This is a genomic window from Niveispirillum fermenti (genome assembly GCF_048066175.1).
Classification (GTDB): domain Bacteria; phylum Pseudomonadota; class Alphaproteobacteria; order Azospirillales; family Azospirillaceae; genus Niveispirillum; species Niveispirillum fermenti.
The window spans coordinates 45,724-69,904 of record NZ_JBLTXA010000026.1; the positions used below are offsets into that span (position 1 = coordinate 45,724).

18 protein-coding genes and 1 tRNA gene are annotated in these 24,181 nt (G+C 65.5%); 10 read left to right on the top strand and 9 right to left on the bottom strand.

All coding sequences use genetic code 11. The features are described from left to right. Positions 1–63 precede the first annotated feature (63 nt). Both ACM9LZ_RS19720 and hpnE read left to right on the top strand, forming a co-directional pair. Positions 64–1,818 carry a squalene/phytoene synthase family protein gene (locus tag ACM9LZ_RS19720; RefSeq protein ID WP_416621229.1) on the top strand — a complete coding sequence of 585 codons (1,755 nt, stop codon included), beginning with the start codon at positions 64–66 and terminating at the stop codon, positions 1,816–1,818. Further along, positions 1,815–3,089, top strand: a complete 1,275-nt coding sequence (hpnE, locus tag ACM9LZ_RS19725) for a hydroxysqualene dehydroxylase HpnE (protein WP_416621230.1) — start codon at positions 1,815–1,817, stop codon at positions 3,087–3,089. Before ACM9LZ_RS19720 ends, hpnE begins: the two co-directional genes overlap by 4 nt. A gap of 61 nt (positions 3,090–3,150) precedes the next feature. Here hpnE and ACM9LZ_RS19730 read toward each other — a convergent pair whose 3' ends face one another. Beyond that, a complete protein-coding gene (locus ACM9LZ_RS19730) occupies positions 3,151–4,560 on the bottom strand; it encodes a class II 3-deoxy-7-phosphoheptulonate synthase (RefSeq protein WP_416621231.1) in 1,410 nt (469 codons plus the stop codon). 250 nt (positions 4,561–4,810) lie between these two features. Between ACM9LZ_RS19730 and ACM9LZ_RS19735 the strand changes: the two genes are divergently transcribed. Next, on the top strand, positions 4,811–6,166 hold the full coding sequence (locus ACM9LZ_RS19735) for an AmpG family muropeptide MFS transporter (RefSeq protein ID WP_416621232.1): 1,356 nt from the start codon (positions 4,811–4,813) through the stop codon (positions 6,164–6,166). A gap of 39 nt (positions 6,167–6,205) precedes the next feature. Here the strand turns inward: ACM9LZ_RS19735 and ACM9LZ_RS19740 are convergent, their stop codons facing one another. Then, on the bottom strand, positions 6,206–7,915 hold the full coding sequence (locus ACM9LZ_RS19740) for a hypothetical protein (RefSeq protein WP_416621233.1): 1,710 nt from the start codon (positions 7,913–7,915) through the stop codon (positions 6,206–6,208). Between the two features lie 193 nt (positions 7,916–8,108). On the opposite strand from ACM9LZ_RS19740, the gene ACM9LZ_RS19745 reads away from it, so the two are divergent. The 3 genes from ACM9LZ_RS19745 to ACM9LZ_RS19755 all read left to right on the top strand — a co-directional run bounded on the left by ACM9LZ_RS19745 (position 8,109) and on the right by ACM9LZ_RS19755 (position 8,906). Next, positions 8,109–8,312, top strand: a complete 204-nt coding sequence (locus tag ACM9LZ_RS19745) for a hypothetical protein (protein ID WP_416621234.1) — start codon at positions 8,109–8,111, stop codon at positions 8,310–8,312. A gap of 77 nt (positions 8,313–8,389) precedes the next feature. Beyond that, positions 8,390–8,464: transfer RNA gene (locus ACM9LZ_RS19750), tRNA-Met, on the top strand. Between the two features lie 163 nt (positions 8,465–8,627). Next, positions 8,628–8,906 carry a hypothetical protein gene (locus ACM9LZ_RS19755; protein ID WP_416621235.1) on the top strand — a complete coding sequence of 93 codons (279 nt, stop codon included), beginning with the start codon at positions 8,628–8,630 and terminating at the stop codon, positions 8,904–8,906. A gap of 93 nt (positions 8,907–8,999) precedes the next feature. On the opposite strand, the gene ACM9LZ_RS19760 is transcribed toward ACM9LZ_RS19755, so the two are convergent. Further along, positions 9,000–9,947 (bottom strand): hypothetical protein, encoded by a 948-nt coding sequence (locus ACM9LZ_RS19760; RefSeq protein WP_416621236.1) that lies wholly within the window; start codon positions 9,945–9,947, stop codon positions 9,000–9,002. Between the two features lie 293 nt (positions 9,948–10,240). On the opposite strand from ACM9LZ_RS19760, the gene ACM9LZ_RS19765 reads away from it, so the two are divergent. After that, positions 10,241–12,037 carry an acyl-CoA dehydrogenase gene (locus ACM9LZ_RS19765; RefSeq protein ID WP_416621237.1) on the top strand — a complete coding sequence of 599 codons (1,797 nt, stop codon included), beginning with the start codon at positions 10,241–10,243 and terminating at the stop codon, positions 12,035–12,037. A 599-nt stretch (positions 12,038–12,636) separates the two neighbouring features. Here the strand turns inward: ACM9LZ_RS19765 and ACM9LZ_RS19770 are convergent. After that, positions 12,637–13,173, bottom strand: a complete 537-nt coding sequence (locus ACM9LZ_RS19770; RefSeq protein WP_416621238.1) for a sigma-70 family RNA polymerase sigma factor — start codon at positions 13,171–13,173, stop codon at positions 12,637–12,639. A gap of 411 nt (positions 13,174–13,584) precedes the next feature. Between ACM9LZ_RS19770 and ACM9LZ_RS19775 the strand changes: the two genes are divergently transcribed. Both ACM9LZ_RS19775 and ACM9LZ_RS19780 read left to right on the top strand, forming a co-directional pair. Beyond that, entirely contained in the window at positions 13,585–14,643 is a 1,059-nt protein-coding gene (locus ACM9LZ_RS19775; RefSeq protein WP_416621239.1) for a glycosyltransferase family 2 protein, read from the top strand. A 110-nt stretch (positions 14,644–14,753) separates the two neighbouring features. After that, the gene (locus ACM9LZ_RS19780; protein ID WP_416621240.1) at positions 14,754–16,379 is read left to right on the top strand and encodes an ArnT family glycosyltransferase; all 1,626 of its coding nucleotides are present in this window, start codon (positions 14,754–14,756) and stop codon (positions 16,377–16,379) included. Positions 16,380–16,447: 68 nt separating this feature from the next. Here the strand turns inward: ACM9LZ_RS19780 and ACM9LZ_RS19785 are convergent, their stop codons facing one another. The 5 genes from ACM9LZ_RS19785 to ACM9LZ_RS19805 form a co-directional block, all read right to left on the bottom strand. Beyond that, positions 16,448–16,756 (bottom strand): DUF4387 domain-containing protein, encoded by a 309-nt coding sequence (locus ACM9LZ_RS19785; protein WP_416621241.1) that lies wholly within the window; start codon positions 16,754–16,756, stop codon positions 16,448–16,450. Then, entirely contained in the window at positions 16,756–18,141 is a 1,386-nt protein-coding gene (locus ACM9LZ_RS19790; protein WP_416621242.1) for an acyclic terpene utilization AtuA family protein, read from the bottom strand. Before ACM9LZ_RS19790 ends, ACM9LZ_RS19785 begins: the two co-directional genes overlap by 1 nt. 145 nt (positions 18,142–18,286) lie before the next feature. Continuing rightward, on the bottom strand, positions 18,287–19,054 hold the full coding sequence (locus ACM9LZ_RS19795; protein WP_416621243.1) for a class II aldolase/adducin family protein: 768 nt from the start codon (positions 19,052–19,054) through the stop codon (positions 18,287–18,289). 33 nt (positions 19,055–19,087) lie between these two features. Further along, positions 19,088–20,122 carry an AbrB family transcriptional regulator gene (locus ACM9LZ_RS19800; RefSeq protein ID WP_416621244.1) on the bottom strand — a complete coding sequence of 345 codons (1,035 nt, stop codon included), beginning with the start codon at positions 20,120–20,122 and terminating at the stop codon, positions 19,088–19,090. An 18-nt stretch (positions 20,123–20,140) separates the two neighbouring features. Continuing rightward, on the bottom strand, positions 20,141–21,475 hold the full coding sequence (locus ACM9LZ_RS19805; protein WP_416621247.1) for a CitMHS family transporter: 1,335 nt from the start codon (positions 21,473–21,475) through the stop codon (positions 20,141–20,143). A 400-nt stretch (positions 21,476–21,875) separates the two neighbouring features. On the opposite strand from ACM9LZ_RS19805, the gene ACM9LZ_RS19810 reads away from it, so the two are divergent. After that, entirely contained in the window at positions 21,876–24,026 is a 2,151-nt protein-coding gene (locus tag ACM9LZ_RS19810) for a TonB-dependent receptor (protein ID WP_416621245.1), read from the top strand. Positions 24,027–24,181: the final 155 nt, after the last annotated feature.

Here is a 24,181-nt window from a genome sequence, read left to right on the forward strand (position 1 = left end):
TTCTACAACTATGCTGGACGTGGCAAACTATCGTCCCGATCGAAGACAGGGCCCGTTCCTCCCATGGCCGACTTCCACCTGTCCGTCCAGACCCCGGCAAAACCGGGCGAACCCACCGCCCGCAAGGGGATGGAGGGAGAGAATTTCCCGGTTGCCTCCCGTCTGATCCCGGCCCCCTACCGGCCACATGTTCTCGCCTTCTATGCCTTCGCCCGGCTGGCCGACGACATCGCGGACGACCCCCATGTCGAACCCGACATGAAGATCGCACAAATGGACGCGCTGGAACGGGCGCTGGTCAGCGGCATCGGCAACCAGCCCTGGCTGGCACCAGCCCTGACACTGAAGGCGACGCTGACGGCCACCGGCGTCTCCGGTGTCCATGCGCGCCAGTTGCTGCAGGCCTTCCGCCGGGACGCCATGGGCAGCCATTGCAAGACCTGGCAGGATCTGGTGCTTTACTGCCGCTATTCGGCCAATCCGGTCGGCCGGTTCCTGCTTGAACTGCACGGCGAGGGGATCACGGCGTCCCCGGCCTCTGATGCGCTCTGCACAGCCCTGCAAATCCTCAACCACATTCAGGATTGCCGGAACGACTGGGTCGAACTGGGGCGCTGCTATCTGCCGACCGACTGGTTCAAGGAAGCCGGCGGGTCGGTGGAACATCTGGTGGAGATGGAGGCGACGCCGCCGGTACGCGCCGTCATCGATCGCACGCTGGACAATGTCGACTCGCTGCTGCGCCGGGCGGGGTCCCTGCCCCGCCAGATCGCCAATCCCGGCCTGCGGCTGGAAGCGGCAGTGATCGTTGAGATGGCCATGGCCCTGTCGCGCCAGTTGCGCCGCCGCGACCCGCTGGCCGGCAAGGTGCAGGTGGGACCGGTGGGCCGGCTGGCCGCCGTTCTGACCGGCGTGCTGCGCGGCATGTCGCGCCGGCCGCCGCGCCTGACACCGGAAAGCAGCCTGGCCAGGGCGGGCAGTTGCGGCACCTCCACCTTCTACTGGCCCCTTCGCCTGCTGGGGCAGCGGCGGCGCCGTGCCATGTTCGCGATCTACGGCTTCTGCCGCGCCGTGGACGATATCGCCGACGGCCAGGAAAAGCAGGATGTGAAGCGCGGCGCGCTGATCGACTGGATGCGCCGTATCGATGCCATGTACGGGCTGCCTGGCCCTGGCCGCCATCACGGCCGGCTGCGCGACCTGGCAGCCGCCATGCGCCGGTACAACCTGCCCCAGGCCGAATTCCATGCCGTGATCGATGGCATGATGATGGATGTGGATGGTCCCATCCGCGCGCCGTCGGTTGGCACGCTGGCCCAGTATTGCCGGCGGGTGGCGGGTGCTGTCGGGCTATTGTCGATACGTGTGTTCGGGCGCGGCGATGCCGGCGCCGATGCCTTCGCGCTGGCGCTGGGAGAGGCGCTGCAACTGACCAACATCCTGCGCGACGTGGAAGAGGATGCGAAGGATGGCCGATGCTATCTGCCCGAAGAGATGCTGGAGGACGCCGGCATCGATGTGGAAATGGTGCAGGCCGACCCCCAATCGGTGCTGACCCATCCCGCCCTGCCCGTGGTCTGCGATGCCCTGGCCGACCGCACCCAGGCGGCCTTTGAACAGGCCCTGTCCCTGATCGGCAAACCGAATCGTCGCCTGTGGCCGGCGTTCGCCATGATGATGCTGTATCACCGGCTGCTGGTCCGCCTGCGTCAGCGCGGCTGGTCGCCGGATGTGCTGGGACAACGCACCCGTCTGAGCGGGGTGGAGAAGATCGGCGTGGCCCTGGCCTGCGCCCTGGGCCGTTCGCCGCGCCTGTGAGCCTTTCCGGCGTCACCCACGTCGTCGGGGCCGGCCTGTCCGGGCTGGCCTGCGCCACCCGTCTGGCCACGGCCGGTCATACGGTCATCCTTTACGAGGCGACGGACCACGCCGGCGGTCGCTGCCGAAGCTGGCACGACACGCTGCTGGAAAGGATCATCGACAATGGCAACCACCTGATCCTGGGCGCGAACCAGGAATGCATGACCTATCTGGCGCGCATTGGCGGGGCTGGCGAGCTTTTGGCTATCGATCCCGTGGCGCTGCCGTTCCAGGATCTGGCGGACGGCAGCGCATGGACCCTACGTCCGGGCGCGGGCCGGATCCCGTTCTGGCTTGCCGACCCGGCGCGGCGGGTGGCGGGTGCAGGACCGATCGATCATCTGGGCGTCCTGGCACTGGCCTTGGCAGGGCCGTCGCGCACCGTGGCCGACATGTTGCGGGCCGATGATGTGATCACCCGCCGGCTTTGGAAACCGTTGGCTGTCTCGATCCTGAACACACCGTGGGATACGGCATCGGCCCGTCTGCTATGGGGTGTCCTCCGCCGCACTTTGCTTGGGGGAAGCGATGCCTGCCGGCCGTTCATCGCCGGGCCCGGCGGCCTGTCGGGGGCACTGGTCGGCCCTGCCTTGACCGTGCTGGCCCGGTCCGGCGCGGCAGTGCGGTTCGGCCATCGGCTGCGGGCGGTCGAGCGGGCCGGCGATGGAACGATCGCAGCCCTTCGCTTCACCGACGGCCGGCAGGTGGCCCTGGACCGGGCGGACTGTGTCATCCTGGCCCTTCCGGCCGATGCCACGGGCGCATTATTGCCGGACATTCCGGTCCCCGATGCCTTTCATGCGATCCTGAATGCCCATTTTCGCCTGGGTGCGCCTGTCCGCCTTCCAGCGGGAATGCCTTTGGTGGGACTGGTCGGCGGCGTGACGGAATGGCTGTTCGCGCGCGGCGATGTGCTGTCGGCAACGGTCAGCGCCGCCGACGTCCACATGGACCGGCCGAACGACGATCTCGCCCGTCTGCTGTGGGCGGAAGCGGCACGGGTCCTGGACCTTCCGCCGGCACCGGTTCCACCCTGCCGCATCGTCAAGGAAAGGCGTGCCACCTTTGCCGCCACACCAGCCCAGAACCGGCGGCGGCCCGGCCCGGCACAGGGCCGCAACCTGATCCTGGCTGGCGACTGGACCGCCACGGGCCTGCCGGCCACCATAGAGGGCGCCATCCTGTCCGGACACCGCGCAGCCGAACTGGCGATGCGAAGGCCGGTTTGAAATAGAAAAGGGGCGACGGCCGGACAGGCCGTCGCCCCCAACTATTCCCGAAAGGTCAGGGTTACTCCGCCGCGACGCGCGGGCGCGGCTGCCCCATGCGCACAGCCTTCAACCCCTCGGCGATCAGGAAGGCCAGTTCCAGCGACTGGCTGGCATTCAGGCGCGGGTCACAGGCCGTATGGTAACGCAGGGCCAGCGCATGGTCGGTGATGGCCTGCGCGCCGCCGGTGCATTCCGTCACGTCCTGCCCAGTCATTTCGAAATGCACGCCGCCGGGGTGCGCCCCCTCCGCCCGGATGACATCCATGAAGCCACGGACCTCGGCCAGCACCCGGTCGAACGGGCGCGTCTTGTAACCGGTGGAAGATTTGATGGTGTTGCCGTGCATCGGGTCGCAGGACCACACGACGGTCCGCCCCTCGCGCTGTACCCTGCGCACCAGCGGGGCCAGCTTGTCAGCGACCTTGTCGGACCCCATGCGCACGATCAGGGTCAGGCGCCCCGCCTCGTCCAGCGGGTTCAGCGTGTCGATCAGGCGGATCAGGTCATCCCCGTCCATGCTGGGGCCGCATTTCAGGCCCACCGGGTTCTTCACCCCGCGCAGGAATTCCACATGCGCGCCATCGGCCTGGCGGGTGCGGTCGCCGATCCACAGCATATGGGCTGACACGTCGTACCATTCGCCCGTGGTACTGTCGATGCGGGTCAGCGCCTGCTCATAGGGTAGCAGCAGCGCCTCATGGCTGGTGAACAGTTCCGTTTCGCGAATCTGGGAGATGTTGTCGCCCGTGATGCCGCAGGCCGCCATGAAGGACAGCGCCTCATCCAGCCGGTTGGCCAGATCCTGGTAGCGCTCGCCCTGCGGGCTCTTCTCCACAAAGCCGAGGTTCCACTGATGCACCTTGTGCAGGTCGGCATAGCCGCCCTGGGCAAAGGCACGCAGCAGGTTCAGCGTGGCGGCCGACTGGTTATAGGCCTGGACCATGCGTTCGGGATCGGGCACGCGGGCCTCGGCCGTGAAATCGAAGCCGTTGATGATGTCGCCGCGATAGCTGGGCAGTTCGACACCCTCGATCACCTCGGTGTCGGCCGAGCGCGGCTTGGCGAACTGGCCGGCCAGACGGCCCACCTTCACCACCGGCGTGGCGGCGCCAAAGGTCAGCACGACCGCCATCTGCAAAAGCACGCGGAACGTGTCGCGGATATTGTTGGGATGGAATTCAGAGAAGCTTTCCGCGCAGTCGCCCCCCTGCAACAGAAAGGCCTCCCCGCGCGCCACCTTGCCCAGATGTTCCTTCAGGCGCCGCGCCTCGCCCGCAAAAACCAGCGGCGGATAGGCCGCCAGCTTGGCTTCCGCGGCCTTCAACCGGGCTTCGTCGGGATATGAGGGAACCTGCCGGATCGGCTTGGCGCGCCAGCTATCAGGCGTCCAGCGCCCGGCGGTCCCCACCTTCTGCGTATCCGTTGGCATGATCCTTACCTCATCCTTCTCTCTAATCCCGTCCCGGCCATGGCTCCCTTGCCGGCGGGCATCAGCATTTTGGGTTCCCCGCAATGGGCTCTCACCCACGGGTCGACTTTTGTAAGCGACTCGGGGGGGTATTTTCCAGTCCAATCAACCTGCGTTTTGCGCAATGTTCGTGCGCAAATAGGCCGCGCGGCCAGACCGCAGCTTGCCTATACTCGCGCCGAAGCCCTTCGACTGCCAGCAGGATTTGCCGATGACCAGCGCCCAGACGCCGCCGAAAGCACCGCCCGCCGCCGCCGGCTGGCGGCAGGTGATGCGGGCCCTGGGGCGGCCGAAGGTCCTGGTGATGCTGCTGCTGGGTTTCTCCTCCGGTCTGCCGTTCCTGTTGACGGGCAATACGCTGGGATTCTGGCTGCGAGAGGAAGGGGCCGATCTGGCGACCATCGGGTTCCTGTCGTGGATCGGCATCGTCTATTCACTGAAGATGTTCTGGGCACCCATCCTGGACCGGATGGACGCCCCCCTGCCCGGCCGCCTGGGCCGGCGGCGAAGCTGGATGCTGCTGGCCCAGCTCATCATCGGTGCCGGCCTGCTGGGCATGGCCAGTGTGGGGCCGGGCGGGGGCGACCTCTGGGCACTGGGCGGATTCGCGCTGCTGGCGGCCTTCGCCTCCTCCACGCAGGATATCGTGGTGGATGCCTGGCGCATCGAAAGTGCGGCCAATGGCGAGGAACAGGGCCTGTTGTCGGCCTCCTATCAGATCGGCTACCGGGCGGCCATGCTGGCGACCGACAGCCTGATCCTGCTGCTGGCAGCCGGGATCGGCTGGCAATCCTCCTACGGGGTTGCCGGGGCCGTGATGGCGGTGGGCATCGCCGCCACGCTGATGGCGACCGAACCGGTGCGTCAGGTGCCGGCCGGGGGCGTCACCACCGCCCCGCTCTGGACGCGGGCCGGGTTTGTCGATGCCTTCATCGGGCCGTTGACGAGTTTCCTGCGCACACATGGGCAATTGTCCATGCTGATGCTGGCGGTCGTCATGCTGTACCGGCTGGGTGATTTCCTGATCGGCCCCATGATCAACCCTTTCTATGTCGATCTCGGCCTGACCAAGGAGGTGGTGGGCACGGTGCGCGCGTCGGTCGGCCTTTGGGCATCGGTTGCCGGTATTGCCCTGGGCGGGATCAGCTCGGTCAGGCTGGGATTCCGGCGCACGCTGATCCTGGGTGCCATCCTCGGTCCCTTCTCCAACCTCGCCTTCTCGGCCATGGCCATGGCCGGGCCGGACATCGGCGTGTTCACGGTGGCCATCATCGTCGACAACATCGCCACCGGCTTTGCGGGCGTGGCGCTGACGGCCTATATGTCCAGTCTGACCAGTATCGGGTACACGGCCACGCAATATGCGCTGCTTTCGTCGCTCTATACCGTGTTGGGCAAGGTGCTGAAGGGCTTCTCGGGTCAGGCAGTGGAAGCGATGGAACCCTTGGTGGGGCAGATGTCGGCCTATGCGCTGTTCTTTGCGGGGACGGCGGCCGTCGGTGTTCCCGTCGTGGCGCTGTGTCTGTTCCTGGACCGTGTCGCACGCCGCCATCGGGGCACCCCCTGATCCCCGCCCATCAAAGTTGGGCAGGGCCGCGATGCACGTCTAGAATCCGCACGGGCAGGTACACATAGGCGGATTCGTCCCACCACCGGGGTTCGTCTCACCACCGGGGTCCGTCCCGCCACCGGGGTCCGTCCCGCCACCGGGGTTCGTCTCACCACCGGGGTTCGTACCACCACCGGGATTCGTGCCACCGCCGGGGTCCGTACCACCACCGGGGTTCGTACCACCGCCCGGATTCGTCCCGCCACCGGGGTTCGTGCCACCGCCGGGGTTCGTCCCGCCACCGGGGTTCGTGCCACCGCCGGGGTTCGTCCCGCCACCGGGGTCCGTCTCACCACCGGGGTTCGTCCCACCACCGGGGTTCGTCTCACCACCGGGGTCCGTCCCGCCACCGGGGTCCGTCCCGCCACCGGGGTTCGTGCCACCGCCGGGGTTCGTCTCACCACCGGGGTTCGTGCCACCGCCGGGGTCCGTCTCACCACCGGGGTCCGTCCCGCCACCGGGGTTCGTCCCACCGCCGGGGTTCGTCCCGCCACCAGGGTTCGTTCCACCACCGGGGTCCGTCCCACCGCCCGGATTCGTCCCACCGCCGGGATTCGTGCCACCACCGGGGTTCGTCCCGCCACCGGGGTTCGTCCCGCCACCGGGGTCCGTCCCGCCACCGGGGTTCGTTCCACCGCCGGGGTTCGTCCCACCGCCGGGGTTCGTCCCGCCACCGGGGTTCGTCCCGCCACCGGGGTTCGTCCCGCCACCGGGGTTCGTCCCGCCACCGGGGTTCGTGCCACCGCCGGGGTTCGTTCCACCACCGGGGTTCGTTCCACCGCCGGGGTTCGTCCCACCGCCGGGATTCGTGCCACCACCGGGGTTCGTTCCACCACCGGGGTCCGTCCCACCGCCCGGATTCGTTCCACCGCCTGGGTTCGTGCCACCGCCAGGGTTCGTGCCACCACCAGGGTTCGTTCCACCGCCGGGGTTCGTCCCACCGCCGGGATTCGTGCCACCACCGGGGTTCGTCCCACCACCGGGATCCGTCCCGCCGCCGGGGTTCGTGCCACCGCCTGGGTTCGTCCCGCCGCCACCGGTCGTGCCGGCGATGACCCCACCCACACCCGCAGCGATGCCGGCAACCGTGCCGGCGCCGACCGTGGTTCCCCCCCCGCCCCCCAGCGCAGAGGCGGCACCGCGGTCATCCTGTCCCACCAGTTCCGCCACCTGCCGGTCGTCGTCACGGGGCCTGCCGATATTGGTCAAGGTGTCGTCACCCAAGGCGACAACAGTATGGCTGGCGGGATTGATCACCTCCCCCCCGACAAGCTGGATCTGCGTTTGCAGGCCCGTAGCGGCACTGATTGCCGTAGCGATGGCGCCCAGGTTCAATGGCTGGTCTGCGAAGATGACAGGGTTCTGCACCATGGCAACCAGCACAACCCGTCCCCGGGTGATGCTTTCGATCAGGTTCACACCCACACGCACCACCGATGCCGTCATGGCCGTCGCCGTGCCCGACTGCGTCGTCACCCGAAGGTTGCGTATCTCCAGTTCCGGCGGGAAGCCCCGCACCGTCTCTGGCAGGGCATGCACCCGCATCCCCCGCAGCCCGCTGTCATTCACTGCCTGAAGGACCCGTTCCGCCCGTCCCGGTATGTCGAAGGCGAAAGGGGCCAGCATGATCAGGAGCGTGGCAATGGCCACGCCATACAGCACGAAGCGGAAGAACCAGCGCAGCGGTGTCAGGACAAGGCGCAACATGGAAGACCAACCGGCAGGGCATGGACAGGAACCCCATTCTACCGTGAGCAACCTATCAAAGTCTTGTGGTCACTGCACCGCTTGCCTACCAGAACTGGCATGTGCCGACAGCACAACCTTAGGGTCGTGGACAGCGTCCACCCGGCACAGCATTGTGTTGCCAGGCGCTTTGCGTTGACGAGACCCAGGAAGCATGTCGGAAGCCTCCCCCGCGCTCTACGAATTCTGCTGGATGGACGGCACCGGAAAGGTCACGGCCGTGTCCTGCTGGGCCCGCGGCCGGCCAGAGGCGGAAGATGCTGCCCGCCGGGCAGGCTGGCCCGGCCATGACGGCACGCGGCTGGGCCGCTACCGCGCGGAATTGGAACGGCTGATGCGGATCGACGATATTTCTTGAAAATGGCTGTTGACAGGGTCGGCGCATTTTCATAAATAGCGGCTCCCGTTCGACGGTAAGCCGGATGACGGACCTGAGGCACTGTAGCTCAGCGGTAGAGCAGGGGACTCATAAGCCCTTGGTCGGGTGTTCAAATCACCCCAGTGCCACCATTCCAAAACCCCCGCCGGTCAACCGGCGGGGGTTTTTGCTTTCCGGTCACCATGCCTGTCCCCAAAATGGGCCTGTCCCCAAAATGGGCCCAAGGAACGGCCGGGCAATGGCAGGTGTTACCCGGAGAAGATTGCCCCTTGCGCTGAGGAAGGACCACACCCCATGAAATTCGATGCGAAACCGGTGATGCGCGCCGCCATGCTGCTGCTGTTGGCCCTGTCCGTCACGGCCTGCGCCAACCAGCCATCCCCGGACGTGGTGCAACCCCTGCCCGGCCTGCTCTGGGGCGTCGTACATGGGTTCCTGGCGCCGCTTTCCTTCATCGGCAGCCTGTTCCTGGATATAAGGATGTATGCGTTCCCCAATGACGGGCTTTGGTACGATGCCGGCTTCGTCCTGGGGTCCGGTATCCTGTTCGGCGGTGGCAGTCGTGCCGTCTAGTGCGTGTTTCCGGTCAACGGAAAGACGCTGCCCCTCGCCCGGTCCGGCCGCAATCTGGCGGGCGGTGATGATCCGCTTACCGGCGGCTTAAAATCAGGCCGCAACCAGATCGCCACCCGTCATGCTGGGCCCCACCTGGGAATTGCCGCCGGCCTGGCGCCTGGCCTCCTCTTCCCGGTTGCCGCCACGGGCGCCGTTGCCGGTGGACCGCTTGCGCTCCTCCTCGTCTTCGGACGGCAGGGCCAGGCTGTCCAGCATCATGATGGTGAACGTGGAGATCGGTTCCTTGCCCGACACGGCCGACCGCATGCCCGTCAGCCAGGGCTGGGAGGAGGTATCGGCCGCCTGGATGGTGCCAAGCACGCTGCTATCGGCAAATTGTGCCGGGCTGTCATCGAACTTGGCCGCAAACCGGTCGAATATCTGACCGACCGACTTGGGCCGCGTGCCGTCGTAGAAGACGTTCAGGTTTGCTTTCGCGGCATCGGGCAGCAGGCTGGCGGCCGGCTGGTTGGGATTGCGGTCCAGCGCCTTCAGGAAGCGGGAGGCGCCGCCGGCCCCCAGGAAATGGGCCATGTACAGCTCGGTATTGCCCACGGGCCGGCCCAGTTCCCCTTCCAGATAGCGCTTGTTGTCATTGGCCAGTTCAGCGGCGAAAATGGCGGAAAGCCGCGGATCCTTGCGCAGGTTCAGGATTTCCCGCCGGGTGGCCGGGTCCGATACCCGGGCCTGCCCGTCGGCACCGCGTGACACCTTGTCGGCATAGACACCCAGGCCGTGCTTGGCCCCGTGCTGTTCGATCATGCTGAGCCAGGTTCCTTCGGTAAACTGGAACAGCCCCGTGGCACTGCTGGTGGCGGCCTTCACATCGGTGCGATAGCCGCTTTCAACCCCCGCCTTGTCCATCAGATAGGCAAAATTGACCCCGGTCGCCGCGCTGGCCTGCTGGACAGCACGAACGACCTGCGCCGGCGCATGGCGTGCCGCACCTTGGGTTTCGGCGGGGCGGCCCTGGTTCAGGATGGCGAGGCTGTTGGTCACGGGGCGAACTCCACTGGTACTGATCTGCCGTTGCTGGTTTGGGAAAGCAATCAGCGTGCCAACCTGCCCGGCCCTGCGTGATCGGCGCCTGCACGCGCGGAAGGCGATGACAATCGCTTCCTATTACGTTAACGTAATGCCCAAAATAACCACGCTGCGGGACGCAACTAATTTTGACCGGACATATTAAACGGCAAGGCTTGCCGTGAAGGATGTTTGGCGCAATCTTGTGCCCATGCCCGCTGCCGGGATTCTGCTTGTTTGTTGAACCCTTCTTGGGAGGATAAGGCGAAATGACCGCTTACAACGCGCCCCTTCAGGACATGCGTTTCACCCTGAACCATGTCGTCGGCCTGCCGCAGGTGGCCACCCTGCCGGGGTTCGACGTGGTTACGCCCGACCTCGCCGACCAGGTGCTGGACGAGGCGGCCAAGCTGGCGCGCGATGTGCTGGCCCCGCTGAACCGCGTCGGCGACCAGGAAGGCGCCAAGCTGGACAATGGCGTCGTGCGCACCGCCAGCGGCTTCAAGGACGCCTATTGGAAATATGCCGAGGGTGGGTGGAACGCCGTTCCCTTCGACCCCGAATATGGCGGCCAGGGGCTGCCCTGGACGCTGGCCCTGCCCATCCAGGAAATGTGGGCCTCCTCCAACATGTCCTTTTCGCTGTGCCCCATGCTGAACCAGGGCGCGGTTGAACTTTTGCAGGCCCATGGATCGGACCAGCAGAAGAAGCTGTATCTGGAAAAGCTGATCAGCGGCGAATGGACGGGCACGATGAACCTGACGGAGCCGCAGGCCGGTTCCGACGTGGGTGCGGTACGGACCAAGGCCGTGCCGCAGGATGACGGGACCTGGCTGATCACAGGCCAGAAGATCTTCATCACCTATGGCGAGCATGATTTCACCGACAACATCATCCATCTGGTGCTGGCGCGCACCCCGACCGCCCCGCCGGGCGTGAAGGGCATCAGCCTGTTCGTCGTGCCGAAATTCATGGTGAACGAGGATGGCAGCCTGGGGCAGCGCAACGATCTGCGCTGCGCCGGCCTGGAACATAAGATGGGCATCCATGCCAGCCCGACGGCCGTCATGGCCTATGGCGACAATGGCGGTGCCATCGGCTACCTGGTCGGTCAGGAGAATCGCGGTATCGAGTACATGTTCACGATGATGAACAATGCCCGCCTGGGCGTGGGCCTGCAGGGCGTCTCCATCGCCGAGCGCGCCTATCAGCAGGCGGTGGACTATGCCAAGGGCCGCGTGCAGAGCCGGGCGCTGACCGGCAAGGATCCGGCACCGGTGGCCATCATCAAGCATCCCGATGTACGCCGCATGCTGATGACCATGAAATCCCAGATCGAGGCAGCCCGCGCCCTGGTCTATTTCACGGCGGCAGCCCTGGACAATGGCCACACCAACCCCGACGAGGGTGCGCGCAAGGCCGCGGCAGCCTTGAACGACCTGCTGACCCCCGTCACCAAGGCCTGGTGTACCGACCTGGGCGTGGAATTGAGCAGCCTGGGCGTGCAGATCCATGGCGGCATGGGTTTCATCGAGGAAACGGGTGCCGCCCAGCATTATCGCGATGCCCGCATCGCCCCCATCTATGAGGGGACCAACGGCATCCAGGCCAATGACCTGGCCTTCCGCAAGGTGCTTCGTGACGGGGGTGAGGCGGCGTTCACCCTGATCAAGGATATGCGTGCCGTCGCGGCAGAGGCCGCCGCCCAGCCGGGTGATGACCTTGCCACCATGGCGGCCAACCTGACTGATGCCATCGACGCCGTCGAAACGGCATCGAAATGGCTGCTGGACACCGGCAAGGCGGACATGACGGCCGTCGCGGCCGGTGCCGTGAATTACCTGCGCATGTTCGGTGTTGCCATCGGCGGCTACCTGACGGCCAAGGCGATGATCGCCGCCAATAATCTGCTGCGTGAACCCGGTGCCGACACCAGTTTCCTTGAAGGAAAAATCATTACCGGTCGTTTCTATGCCGACCAGATCCTGCCGTCGGTGCGCGGCCTGCTGAAAATCGTCACCGATGGACACCGCAGTGTCATGGGGCTATCCGACGATCAGTTCTGAGCGGACGGACAAAGGGCTTTTCACCAAGGGTTTTCCAGATGTCGGGGGTGGCTCGGGCCGCCCCCGGCCGACGGACATGCCATTGGTCATAACCCGGTCATAATTCCATTGTCGGAACCGGGCTGGCAATCGGGCCAAATGGACATGACGGCGCGTCAGGCTCCAAATAGCGGGGCCAAGACAACCTCTTGCGCTGGAGAGGAAACGCCGAGATGAATGACAATTCAACCCTGGAACTGCGAAGCCTGGCAGCCAGGATCGCCTCAGCCTACAGCAAGGCCAACCCCACACCGACGGAAAACATCGCGAATGTCATCCAGTCGGCCTATCACGGGCTGCAGCGCTGCGTTAATCCCCCTGCCCCACCATCGCCATCCCCATCGGCAAGACGGCGGCGGAGAACGGTAGCGGACTGATCGGCGGCGGGAAACCCATCCCGGAATGGCCATGCCTGTTCGCATGCGTGGCCATATCTGCCGGCCCCATACCGGCCTGTTCCCACCTGCCCTGTCCCTATCTGCCCTGTTCCTATCTGCAATGTCCGCTGATGCGCACCTTCTGTCCCGCAGACTGTTCCCGCAGGTGCGCTTTGCCGGACATCAGACCGCATGCATCCCGGCTTCGCCATCCATCAGGCGGCGCAGGGTGCCGCGGGCACGCGACAGGCGGGACTTCACGGTGCCCACGGACACCTGGGCGCGCTGGGCGGCCTGTTCATAGCTGATGCCCTGCAGGCCGACCATCACCACCATGTCGCGCTGGTCGGACGGCAGGCGGGCCATGGCACGGCGAAGGTCACGCAACTGCATACGCTCCATCTGCCGGGCCGGAAGACCGCCGATGTCCGAGGCGCTGCAATCGTCCAGGGCGACATGCGAGCGGTTGCGGCGCAGGCCGTTGATGTACAGATTGCGCAGCATGGTGGACAACCAGGCCCGCAGGTTCGTCCCCTCTTCCCACAGATGCAGGCGGGTCAGGGCACGCTCGACACATTCTTGCGCCAAGTCGTCGGCAAGAACCGGGTCGCTGCAAAGGCTGAGAGCGAAGCGGCGCAGATAGTCACGTTCGGCGGCAACGCGCATCGACAGGCTGGCGTTCACCTTCACCTGCGAAGGAAACTGCTGAGTGCTGGCCATGATCATCTCCTTTTCTCAAAGGAAAAGACGACATAACAAAGGATATGCATCGATTTTAGAAATGATGCCAGTACCACCAGAAGTCGGTGTTACCGTCCTTAAAAGTTTATCGTCGATCCCCACTCTTGATGGTCTGAATTCTTCCAACAGACGATGTTTAGATTGTGGCAAAACCGTTCACAATCCAGGAAACTTTCGGCCAATTCCGGGGGACTTATGGCCTATCCTGCCTATTGCCTGATCGGTATTATAACGACCGGCCGCCAGCACTATACCCTCCGGACAGGATAGCCAGGGGTGATGCTGCCGACCCGCGACGCCTAACCATCCGGTTGGATAGCGGATAGGTCGGGTCGGTACTAATGTGCAGGTTCACAACCCAGACCGGCCCGTCTGTCAGGAACCAGCACCATGCCGACACCGCAGGAAACGACTGTGCCACCTACCCCTTTTCGCCCGCTGACCGAGGCGACGGTGCTGTCCGTGGTGCTGCCCATGCATAACGAAAGCGCCAATATTGCTGCGCTTTTCCAGCGGCTTCAGCCGGTTATGGATCGTTTGGGCGTGCCTTACGAGGTGGTTTGCGTCGATGACGGATCGCGCGACGACACGTGGCTGCGGCTGCTGGTGGTCCATGCCGCCAATCCCCGTATCCGCCTGCTGCGCTTCAGCCGCAATTTCGGCAAGGAAATGGCGATGACGGCCGGCCTGCGCCACAGCACGGGACGCGCAGTCGTGCTGATGGACAGCGACCTGCAGCATCCCCCCGAGCTGATCGAGACGTTCTATGCCCAATGGCAGGCCGGCGCGCAGGTGGTCTATGGCGTCCGCCGCGACCGGGACACCGATCCGCCCCTGCGCCGCATCCTGACCCGCAGCTTCTACCGGGTGCTGGATCGGATGTCCGAAGTGCCGCTTCCCCGTGACGCCGGTGATTTCCGCCTCATGGACCGGGCCGTGGTGGATGCGTTGAACCGGATGGGCGAACGCACGCGCTTCATGAAGGGGCTTTATGGCTGGGTCGGGTTCCGCCAGGTCGCCGTGCCCTTCGACACGGCGGCACGTCATGCCGGCAGCACCAGCTTCAGCACATGGAAGCTGTTCCGGTTCGCCATGGATGGAATCGTGTCCTTCTCCACCCTGCCGCTGCGGGTCTGGTCCTGGCTGGGGCTGGGCGTGGCGGCCATCGCCGTGCTCTACGGCGCCCTCGTCCTGCTGAAAACCCTGATTTTCGGCATCGACGTTCCGGGCTACGCCTCCTTGATGGTTGCCTTGCTGTTTCTGGGTGGTGTTCAATTGATCTGCCTGGGCGTGCTGGGTGATTATCTGGGACGGGTCTTCACGGAGGTGAAGGGACGCCCCCTGTATCTCATCGCCGACGCCCTGGGTTTTCCGGCCGCCGGCAGCAGCACCGGGGAAGAGGCGAAGGGCCAGACATCCGCGTTCTTTCCGACCGGCGCGACGGGTTGAAGCGGTTATCATGGCAAGTTTGTGGGAGAAGCCAGGCGACTGAGGTATATCCGGAGCCGCATGACGCTTCTTGCGAAGGCCGGGCTTCGTTCCGGCTCGAAGGGTATGGCATGACGGTTGAGGGCGGAAACGGCTCGTCGTTCTGGGAAGGCGTGGGGCAGATGGCCCTGGCGGCCGCCATCCTGTTCGTGGCGGTGACCTTCAAGGATTACGGCATTACCTGGGACGAGCCGCTGCACCTGGAAAATGGCTGGCTGGCCCTTGAATGGTATCTGTCATTGGGGGAGGACCGTCGCGTCCTGGCCTTTCAGAACCTCTATCTCTATGGGGCGCTGTATGATTCGGTGTCGGCCATGGCCGGCGCCGCTCTGCCTTTCGATGCCTATGAAACGCGGCGGCTGGTGGGTGGTCTGGTCGGCGTGGCGGGACTGGCGGCCGTGCGGGCCCAGGCGCGGGAACTGGCCGGCCCGCGGGCCGGTGCCCTTGCCATCGTGCTTCTGCTGCTGACGCCCGAATGGATGGGCCAGGCGTTCAGCAATCCCAAGGATGTGCCCTTCGCCACCGCGGCCGCCTGGCTGGGTCTGTTCCAGATCCGGCTGCTGCGGGAATTACCGCGGCAGCGCCTGTCGACATTGCTGTGCTTTGCGCTGGCCTTTGGCGCGGCACTCGGCATCCGCGTGGGCGGGGTGGTTCTGGCCGGTCCGCTGGCGGTCGGCTGCCTTTATTGGCTGGCACGGCACATGCGCGTGCATCCACCCGCCACCGCCCTGCGCGAAGGGGCCTGGGCCGCCGCGCGGCTATTGCCGGCCTTTGGGCTGGCCTGGCTGCTGATGCTGGGTTTCTGGCCATGGGCACAGCTGGAACCCGTGACCCGTCCCTTCCAGGTACTGGCCGGCTTTGCCCATTTCCCCCTGGAATTCAGCTTCCCCTTCGCGGGGCGCACGCTGGTCTCCACGGACCTGCCCTGGTGGTATGTTCCCGTGGGCTTTGCCGTGAAGCTGCCGGAGATGACGCTGCTAGGCCTGGGCGTGGCCACGCTGGCTGGTCTGCGCGCGCTATGGCGCCATCCGATGGCGCTGACACAAGAACGGGTGGGCCTGGCTGCCGCCATCCTGTTGCCGCCGGCGATCGTCATCGTCGCGGGCACCGTTCTTTATGACGGTATCCGGCATCTGATATTCCTGCTGCCGCCCCTGTCGGTGGCGGCGGCATTGGGGCTTGACCGGCTGGCCGCAGCGCTGACGGGACCGAGCCTGCGTGAACGCCTGCCACAGGCCGCGATCCTGGGTGCTGCCCTGCTGATCGTGTGGGCGGGGTCGCAGGTGGTGACGATGATCCGCCTCCACCCTTATGAGGCCATCTGGTACAACCGGCTGGCCGGAGGTGTGGCGGGGGCGGCCGGGCGGTTCGAGCTGGATTACTGGGGCAGCCCCCTGTCGGAAGCCGCCAGCCGGTTGCGCAACCATGTCGTGGCCCGCGAAGGCAGCGCCGCCCTGGTCCGCCCCTATCGCGTCCGTATCTGCGGGCCGCATGCCTCTGCCCTCTATTTCCTGCCCCCGACCTGGAAGGCGGTTCCCGATGGCAAGGGAGAGGCCGATTTCTACCTGTCCTTTACGCGCAGTTCCTGCGGCGCCGTGCCACCGGGACGGGAGATTCTGCGCGTGAAACGCATGGGGGTGACACTGGCCTATGTGTTGGACCTGCGTGAACAGGGGATATCTTCCGATCCGCCATAGGACCAAGCTTCCGACGGGTGCAACCCATCGGAAGCCTGACCGCCCCCCTTCCGATGGCGCCGCCGGTCTCAGCCCAGTTCCACATCCAGCAGACGGACGAACTGCTGCCCGCAATGCATGTCGCGTTCCACCACGCCGCCCTGCGGTGCTGTGCGGGCATGGGAGATCTTGACCATGTTCAGCCCCGGCACGGGATAATGCCGGACCAGCGCCGGGTCCGCACCATACAGGCGTTCAAACAGGTCCGGACCCAGCGCGGGGTGGTTGTGATATTTGCCAAAATTCTCCGGCCCGTTGAAGAACAGGTCGAAGGTAACCCAGAAAGGGCCGGCATTCTTGGACCGGACATGCCGGCAGACTTCCTTCAACTTGACCATCACACCTTCTCCCCTTCCCCCAGGTCGATCCACACCGTGCGCACCAGTTCCATCGGGTCATCGACCTCGACCACATGGTTCAGCAGGAACTCATAGACAGGGCCCCGGTCGATATCGGCGGGGCTGAAAGCGAAACCGTAGCTGGGCAGTTCCTCGTCCAGCACGACGGGGAAATGGAAGAAATAGGGGTTGCAGGCCTTGGCGATCTGGGAGGCCATTTCCTGACTGTCCGCCGTGGCGACGAACAGAACGCCGATTTCCCGCGGGGCCGGCGTGCCGGGGGGCGGACGATCGCCCGACACGGCGTTCCAGCCATAAAGCCGCAATGAAATATGAAAATCGCCCGCCGCCGGCCCGATGGTCTTGTGAACCCGGTCGTAAAGCGCAGCCAGCATCCTGTCGTGGAACGTGTCCACCGCCTCCAGCACATGCGGGTCCTGGATGCCGATCAGCATGACGGTCTGGAAACGACGGCTGCCCGCCCCCTCCAGCTTCATCGTATAGGGCTGGTTCTTCCAGACAGAGCCCGTGACCTTCACCGTGCGGTCGTCAAGCTGGCGATATTCCGCGTCCGTCACGTCCAGCACACCGCCGGGTTCGGTCAGCAGGAAGGGATTGCTGTTCTCATACAGCATGTGGGCCGATACGCTTTCGGGGCTGCAGCGGTTGCCCATGGACAACGGCTCCACCTCGAACCCGTCCGGCCCGATGCTGATCAGCACGCCGGCCCCGCTGACCGGCTTGACGGTGCATTGGACACCGCATTCCGCGATCTTCGCCGCATGCCAGGACGGGCCGGCGGGCGCGCCCTTCATCAGGGCGAAACATGCCAGGACGGCCGTGTCCGTGGTACGCCCGCCCAGGATGATGTCCGCCCCGCCCTGCAGGGCGGCGATATAAGGCTCCGGCCCCATGGCGGCCACGATATGGTCGCAGGCATCGATCGTCGCATCGTCCAGCGCCCCCAGCGGCGGCAGCGGACGGACCTTGCCCGCCTGATTATATTGCTTCAGCCGGTCCTTGTCCTGCTCGCAATAAAGCAGGGCGATCCGGGGCCGCAGCCCCAATTCGCCTGCCACCTCCAGCACGATATCGCGCGTCCAGTCCAGGTTCAGGTCACCGCCGGCCTGACCACTGGTGCCGACGATCAGCGGGATGCCGGCATCGGCACCGGCGCGCATCAGAATGGTCAGGTCGCGTTTGACGGAACCACGATTGTTCTTGGAAATGCCGAGCGCCAGATAGGCGGCGCCGCTGTCGGTGGAACCGGCGTCGGTGGCGATCGCATGCGCCCCCTGGGCGATGCCGTACCGCACCTCCTCCTCCCGTGCGCCAGCACCCAACGACCCGGTTGGAACCAGGATTTTGATCGGACCGTCCAACATGTCTGCTTAATCCAGTGATTGGGAGGGCCTGTCTGCAAGGCCCATGATGGAAGCTTGATTTAATGCATCCATATAGTCAAGTTTTGGATGCAAAAAAAATCGATGACGTTTGCATCTGACTGCCGGCAAACCCCCAGGAGCCGCATTACTGGCGGAAACCGGGATCGATACGGTCCAGTTTGCGCAGCAGGGCCGGCCAGGCCAGTTTCTCCGCCGCCATATCGGCCAGGGGTCCGGTTGATTGCACCCGCACCTTGTCCACTGCGTCGGGCGGCGGCTCATGCAGATTGTCGCGACCGGCCGCCAGCATGTGGACCTGCGCCTCGCATGCCCGCTCCAGCATGTAGATGCGCATGAACGTCGTGGGGATGGAGGAGCCGACCGCAAGCGTGCCGTGATTGCGCAGCAGCAGGATGTTCTTCGTGCCCAGGTCGGCGACCAACCGTTCGCGTTCATCCAGATCGGTGGCGATACCCTCATATTCGTGGAAGGCGATGTCATGATGCACGGTCATCGCCGTCTGCGTGTGCGGCAGCAACCCCTCGCGCATGGCGGATACGGCCTGGCCATAGGGGGTGTGCAGATGGATGACGGCCTGCGCATCGTCACGCGCCATGTGGATGGCGGAATGGATGGTGAACCCGGCCGGATTGACCATATGGGGCGTCGGCTCCACCGCCCGGCCCTCGACATCGATCTTCACAAGGGACGAGGCCGTGATCTCCCCGAACAGCAGATTGAAGGGGTTGATCAGGAAATGATGCTGGGGTCCGGGGATGCGCACGGACATGTGGGTGAAGATCAGATCGTCCCAGCCATGGTGCGCCACCAGCCGGAAGGCCGCGGCCAGATCGACCCGCAGGCGCCATTCCTCCGGCGGGATACCGGTACGCAAATCGTCATTATTCGACATCGGGTTTTCCTCCCTTGGAAGATTGTGCAGCCATCAGCCCAGATGGCGGGCGACGAAGGCGGCAAGCGACGGACCGGCCAGCAGCACCAGCAGCACGCGCACCACCTGCGCTGACAGGATGAATGGAAGGTCGACGGGGACCGTGGTGGCGATGATCAGAATCGCGTCGATGCCGCCCGGCGTGGTGGCCAGATAGGCCGTCAGCGGATCGACATCGCAGAAGATGCCGACCAGCAGGCCCATGCCGGCACAAAGACCGATCAGGGCGAACGCCGCCGACAGGATGCGGGGAAGGGCCTGCACGCAATCGCGCAAGGTCGACCGGGTGAAGCCCAGGCCGATGTTCCAGCCGATCAGCGCATAGGCCGCCGCCGCCAGCAGCGGCGGCACCGACGGTCGCGCCAGCCCCATGCTGATCAGCGCGGCACCGGCCAGACCCGGCAGAAGAAAGGCCGCGGCCGAAAACCCCAGCCGGTGGGCGACAAAACCGCCCAGGCCGGCCAATGCCAGCGTCTCCGCCAGCGACCGGCCTTCCAGCGGAGGAAACCAGTCAGCCACAGGCAGGGTTCCGGATGGTCCCGTCATCGCGTGGGCCAGGGCGATGGCCGCACCGGTGACCATCAGGATGCGCAGATACTGCATCACGGCCACCAGACGGCCGTCCCCGCCCCGCTCCTGTGCCATGGCCACCATCCCGGCCGCCCCGCCCGGTGCCAGCCCCCAGACGGCCGTGGAGCCGGGGAACCAGCCCCGCCGCGCCAACGCCCAACCCAGGCCGGCGCTGATCAGCAGGGTGGATGCTGCCATCAGCAGGAAAACCGGCATCCAGGCCAGCATGGAGGGTCCCACCGCCCGGGCCAATGCCACCGCGACCATGCAGCCGACGATGGTATAGGCGCCCAGCAGGACCGACTTCGCGGGCCGTACCACAGCACCGCCGAGGCCGAAGGCAATGCCGGCCAGAAGCGGGCCCAGCAGTAGGGCAGCCGGCACGGAGGCGGCCTTGAGACCGGCCACCAGCCCGGCCGTTACGACGGCCAGCACCAGCCACTGCCCGAATTTGCGCATCCCCGACCGTTCCATCGGTCAACCGGCGTACAAGGGGATGGCACCCGTGGCCAATGCCGCCACCAGCACCACCAGCGAGACCAGAATGGCCCATTTCAGGGCGAAGCGCTGGGCGTCCGCCACATCGACCCCCAGAAGCCCGCACGCCAGGTAGATCGGCGCCAGCAGCGGGCTCAGCGCATGGACCGGCTGGCCGATCAGCGAGGCGCGGGCAATCACCTCCGGCGCGATGCCATAGCCGGCGGCGGTGCTGGCCACCACGGGCACCACGCCGAAATAATAGGCGTCATTTGACATGACGAAGGTCAGCGGCATGCTGGCCAGAGCCGTGATGGGCGCCAGATACGAACCGATCGACGGCGGGATCACCGACAGCGCGGCGCCGGCCATGGCATCGGCCATGCCCGTACCGTTCAGGATGCCGGTGAAGGCACCGGCGGCGAAGATCAGCACCACGACATTGACCACATTGTCGGCATGGGCGGCGATGCGGGCTTTCTGATCCTTGAGGCGCGGATAATTCACCGTCGCGGCAATGGAAAAGGCGCCCATCATCATGACCGGCAGCGGGGCCAGCCCCAGCACCATGCCCAGCACCAGCGCCAGGGTCAGGGCCAGATTGAACCAGAACAGCCGCGGCCGGCGGATACCCTCCTCTACCGGCGGCGGAACGGGGGCATTGCCGCCCGCCTGCGGACCGGTGATGCCACCATTGGTGACATGCCCCGCCACTGCCAGCCGCCGCCGTTCGGACCGGCCGAACATCCAGGCCAGCAGGAAGATGGTTGCGAATCCGGCCAGCATGGCCGGGATCAGGGGGCCGAAGACATGCATCAGATCCACACCCACGGCAGCCGCGGCGCGGGCCGACGGGCCACCCCAGGGGATATAGTTCATCAACGAATTGCACAGGCCAAGCAATGTCGCCAGGATCAGCGGATTCATGCCGATCCGGCGATAGACAGGCAGGAAGGCCGTGATGATGATCAGCGCCGTCGTCGTGCCGTCACCGTCCAGCGACACCACAGTCGTCAGCAGGGCGGTACCCAGAGCGATGCGCACGGGGTCATCCCCCACGGCGGCCAGCACGCGCCGCACCAGCGGATCGAACAGCCCCGCATCCATCATGATCGCGAAATAGAGAACGGCGAAGGTCAGCATCAGCGCCGTTGGCGCCACCTGCAGGACGCCATCCAGGATCATGCGGCCCAGGCCGGCACCCGCCCCGGCCATCAGGCCGAACAGGATGGGCACCGCCAGCAGGGCGGTGATCGCCGACATCCGCTTGGTCATGATCAGCACCATGAAGGTGGCGATCATCAGCGTGCCAAGCATGGCGGGCGAGAGCATCATTTCAATCAAGGCACTGTCTCCCGTGACCGCAACAGGGTCCGGCCGGTACGGGCCGGTTGCCTGTCGCCTTGGGCCTGGTTGGGTGGGAAATGCCGCCCGCCGCATGCGGGCGCCGGAAAGCCTGGCAATGGCCAGGAAGCAATGACCAGGAAAGGCAGGCGCCCTTGCAAAGCACCGCCGGCCCCGACCATGCGTATCCGGGCCCCAGCGCATTCCGCCTGCGACCGTCGCAATTCAATGGGCGTCATACTGTGTGGATGGCTTCGTTTCGTCAATAAAAACATCCACAGAATAAAATTTTGCATCCAATCCATTGACCGTGCGTATCCAGTCTGCCTAATCTCCCGTCCTGCCAGGCGATAAGAGACCGGCATAAGAAACCCATAGGGAGGAGGAAGGAATGCGTGCGATCAGCCGCCGGGCCCTGGCCTGCGGAACATCCGCCATGATCATGCTGTCGACGGGCGCCGCCATGGGCCAGGGGGCCGCGCCGCCCGGCGATCTGGAGGAGATCATCGTCACGGCGCAGCGCCGCAGCGAGCGCCTGCAGGACGTGCCCGTCACCGTCACGGCCTTCAGCGCCGAAGAGATCGAACAGGCCCGCCTGCGTCAGATAGACGATATCGCCAGCCGCACGCCCGGCCTGAATTTCGATGCATTCCCCGCCTCGCAGCCGCGCATCACGATCCGCGGCATCGGGTCCAGCGACCGCGGGGCTGCCGGTGATCCCAGTTCCGCCGTCTTCCTGGACGAGGTGTATCTGGGCCGCCCGGCCGCCGTGGCCTTCGATGCGTTCGACGTGTCGCGGATCGAGGTGTTGAAGGGCCCGCAGGGCACCCTTTACGGCCGCAATGTCGTGGGCGGCGCCGTGAATGTCGTCACCAACCGGCCGCAACTGGACCGGACGGAAGGCGGCGTGGAACTCACGGCCGGCAATTATGAGCGGCTGGAGGCGGCCGGTGTCGTCAATGTGCCGCTGGTGGACGGGAAATGGGCGGCCCGCGCCAGCGGGGCGTGGCGTACCCATGACGGCTACGTCCGCAACACCTTCACCGGCGGCCGGGTGGAGGATCAGGATACAAGGAGCGGACGGCTGCACCTTTACGGCGAACCGTCTGAAGCGGTGCGTCTGCTGCTGACCGTGGATGGCACCCGCGATCGGGCCACCGGCCCGGCCCAGCATGTTCTGGACCTGGACCCGACCGATCCCATGTCGGCACTGTGGACCGTGGATCGCAATCGCAAATACACGGCCGGTTCCGAGGAGGGCTATCAGGACCGCGATACCTGGGGCGTGCGCGGCCAACTGGATTGGGATCTGCCATTCGCCACCGTGACCTATCTGGGCGCCTGGCGTGATCTCGACTACCACGCCGCCTATGATTTCGATGGTGGCAATTCCAGCACGAACCCGGTCGGCATCAGCGGCGGGAATGATGAGGCGAGCAGCTTCTCCAGCCACGAATTGCGGCTGGGCGCCCTGCCCGAGAGTCGCATCCAATGGGTGGCCGGCCTCTACAATTTCAACAGCGATACCGATCGCGTGGATTCGCTTGTCATCGACATGGGCAGGCCGGCGACCGAGATTTACAATCAGGCCGCCAAGCTGAACAGCTATGCCGCCTTCGGCGACGTGACGGTGCCGCTGGACGACCGGTTCTCCGTGATCGCCGGCTTGCGCTATTCACGCGACGAGAAGGAATACACCGTCTCCAACACGGCCGGCACGGCGGTTCTGCGCGGGTCGGAACGGTTCGCCGTCAGCGTCTCCGACACCTACAACGCCTGGACCTGGCGAGCCGGCGGACAATACAAGCTGGATCGCGACCATCAGTTCTACGGCATGGTCTCCCGCGGGTTCAAAAGCGGCGGCTTCCAGGATACGCCAGGCTCGGCGGCCGAGGCAGCCGACGGGTTCGAGCCGGAATATGCCACCCAGTATGAGCTGGGTCAGAAAGGCAGCTTCCTCGACGGGCGGGTGGTCTGGAACAATACCATCTATCTGATGAAGTACACGGATCTGCAGACACGCCGCACCCTGCCCAACCTGTCCATCGTGACCGAGAATGCCGGCAAGGCGACCATCAAGGGGTACGAAACCTACCTGTCCTGGCGGCTGTTCGCCGGTGCCCGCATGACCGCCACCTATGGCTATACCGACGCGACCTTCGACCGGTTCGAGCCGGAACCGGGAGAAGATTACGCCGGCAACCGCCTTTCCCGCACGCCCAAGCACAAGATCGTCCTCTCCCCCTCCTACGAGACGGGGTTTGCCGATGGCAGCAGCCTGCTGTTCGCGGCCGATTACCGGTATGAGAGCATGATCTTCGACGACAATGCCAATGACGGGCCGGAACGGCGTCCCGCCACCCATTTCGTGGATGGGCGCATCGTGTACACGGCGGCATCGGGACAGTGGACGGCCTCGCTCTGGGGCAAGAACCTGACGAACGAGGTCACGCGCACCTTCCAGGCCGTCTTCCTGGGCGCCAATTTCGGCGCCTACAACCCGCCCCGCACCTACGGCGCCACGCTGGGCTGGCGGTTCTGACGCCACGTCCGCGTTGCATCCGGAAAGCGGGCCGGACGATGGCCGGTCTTTCACCCGCCATCGTCCGGCCCGCACCACCGGTTGGCTTCACGGGGGGACCCGGCCCCGGTCGTGACAATCGAACAAGGAACATGTAATGAACAAGAACCACCCCT

Coding starts and splice junctions, on each gene's coding strand:
- ACM9LZ_RS19720 (WP_416621229.1), top strand. CDS start 64: ATGGCCGACTTCCACCTGTCCGTCCAGACCCCGGCAAAACCGGGCGAA.
- ACM9LZ_RS19730 (WP_416621231.1), bottom strand. CDS start 4,560: ATGCCAACGGATACGCAGAAGGTGGGGACCGCCGGGCGCTGGACGCCT.
- ACM9LZ_RS19735 (WP_416621232.1), top strand. CDS start 4,811: ATGACCAGCGCCCAGACGCCGCCGAAAGCACCGCCCGCCGCCGCCGGC.
- ACM9LZ_RS19740 (WP_416621233.1), bottom strand. CDS start 7,915: ATGTTGCGCCTTGTCCTGACACCGCTGCGCTGGTTCTTCCGCTTCGTG.
- ACM9LZ_RS19745 (WP_416621234.1), top strand. CDS start 8,109: ATGTCGGAAGCCTCCCCCGCGCTCTACGAATTCTGCTGGATGGACGGC.
- ACM9LZ_RS19755 (WP_416621235.1), top strand. CDS start 8,628: ATGAAATTCGATGCGAAACCGGTGATGCGCGCCGCCATGCTGCTGCTG.
- ACM9LZ_RS19765 (WP_416621237.1), top strand. CDS start 10,241: ATGACCGCTTACAACGCGCCCCTTCAGGACATGCGTTTCACCCTGAAC.
- ACM9LZ_RS19770 (WP_416621238.1), bottom strand. CDS start 13,173: ATGGCCAGCACTCAGCAGTTTCCTTCGCAGGTGAAGGTGAACGCCAGC.
- ACM9LZ_RS19775 (WP_416621239.1), top strand. CDS start 13,585: ATGCCGACACCGCAGGAAACGACTGTGCCACCTACCCCTTTTCGCCCG.
- ACM9LZ_RS19780 (WP_416621240.1), top strand. CDS start 14,754: ATGACGGTTGAGGGCGGAAACGGCTCGTCGTTCTGGGAAGGCGTGGGG.
- ACM9LZ_RS19785 (WP_416621241.1), bottom strand. CDS start 16,756: ATGGTCAAGTTGAAGGAAGTCTGCCGGCATGTCCGGTCCAAGAATGCC.
- ACM9LZ_RS19790 (WP_416621242.1), bottom strand. CDS start 18,141: ATGTTGGACGGTCCGATCAAAATCCTGGTTCCAACCGGGTCGTTGGGT.
- ACM9LZ_RS19795 (WP_416621243.1), bottom strand. CDS start 19,054: ATGTCGAATAATGACGATTTGCGTACCGGTATCCCGCCGGAGGAATGG.
- ACM9LZ_RS19800 (WP_416621244.1), bottom strand. CDS start 20,122: ATGCGCAAATTCGGGCAGTGGCTGGTGCTGGCCGTCGTAACGGCCGGG.
- ACM9LZ_RS19805 (WP_416621247.1), bottom strand. CDS start 21,475: ATGATGCTCTCGCCCGCCATGCTTGGCACGCTGATGATCGCCACCTTC.
- ACM9LZ_RS19810 (WP_416621245.1), top strand. CDS start 21,876: ATGCGTGCGATCAGCCGCCGGGCCCTGGCCTGCGGAACATCCGCCATG.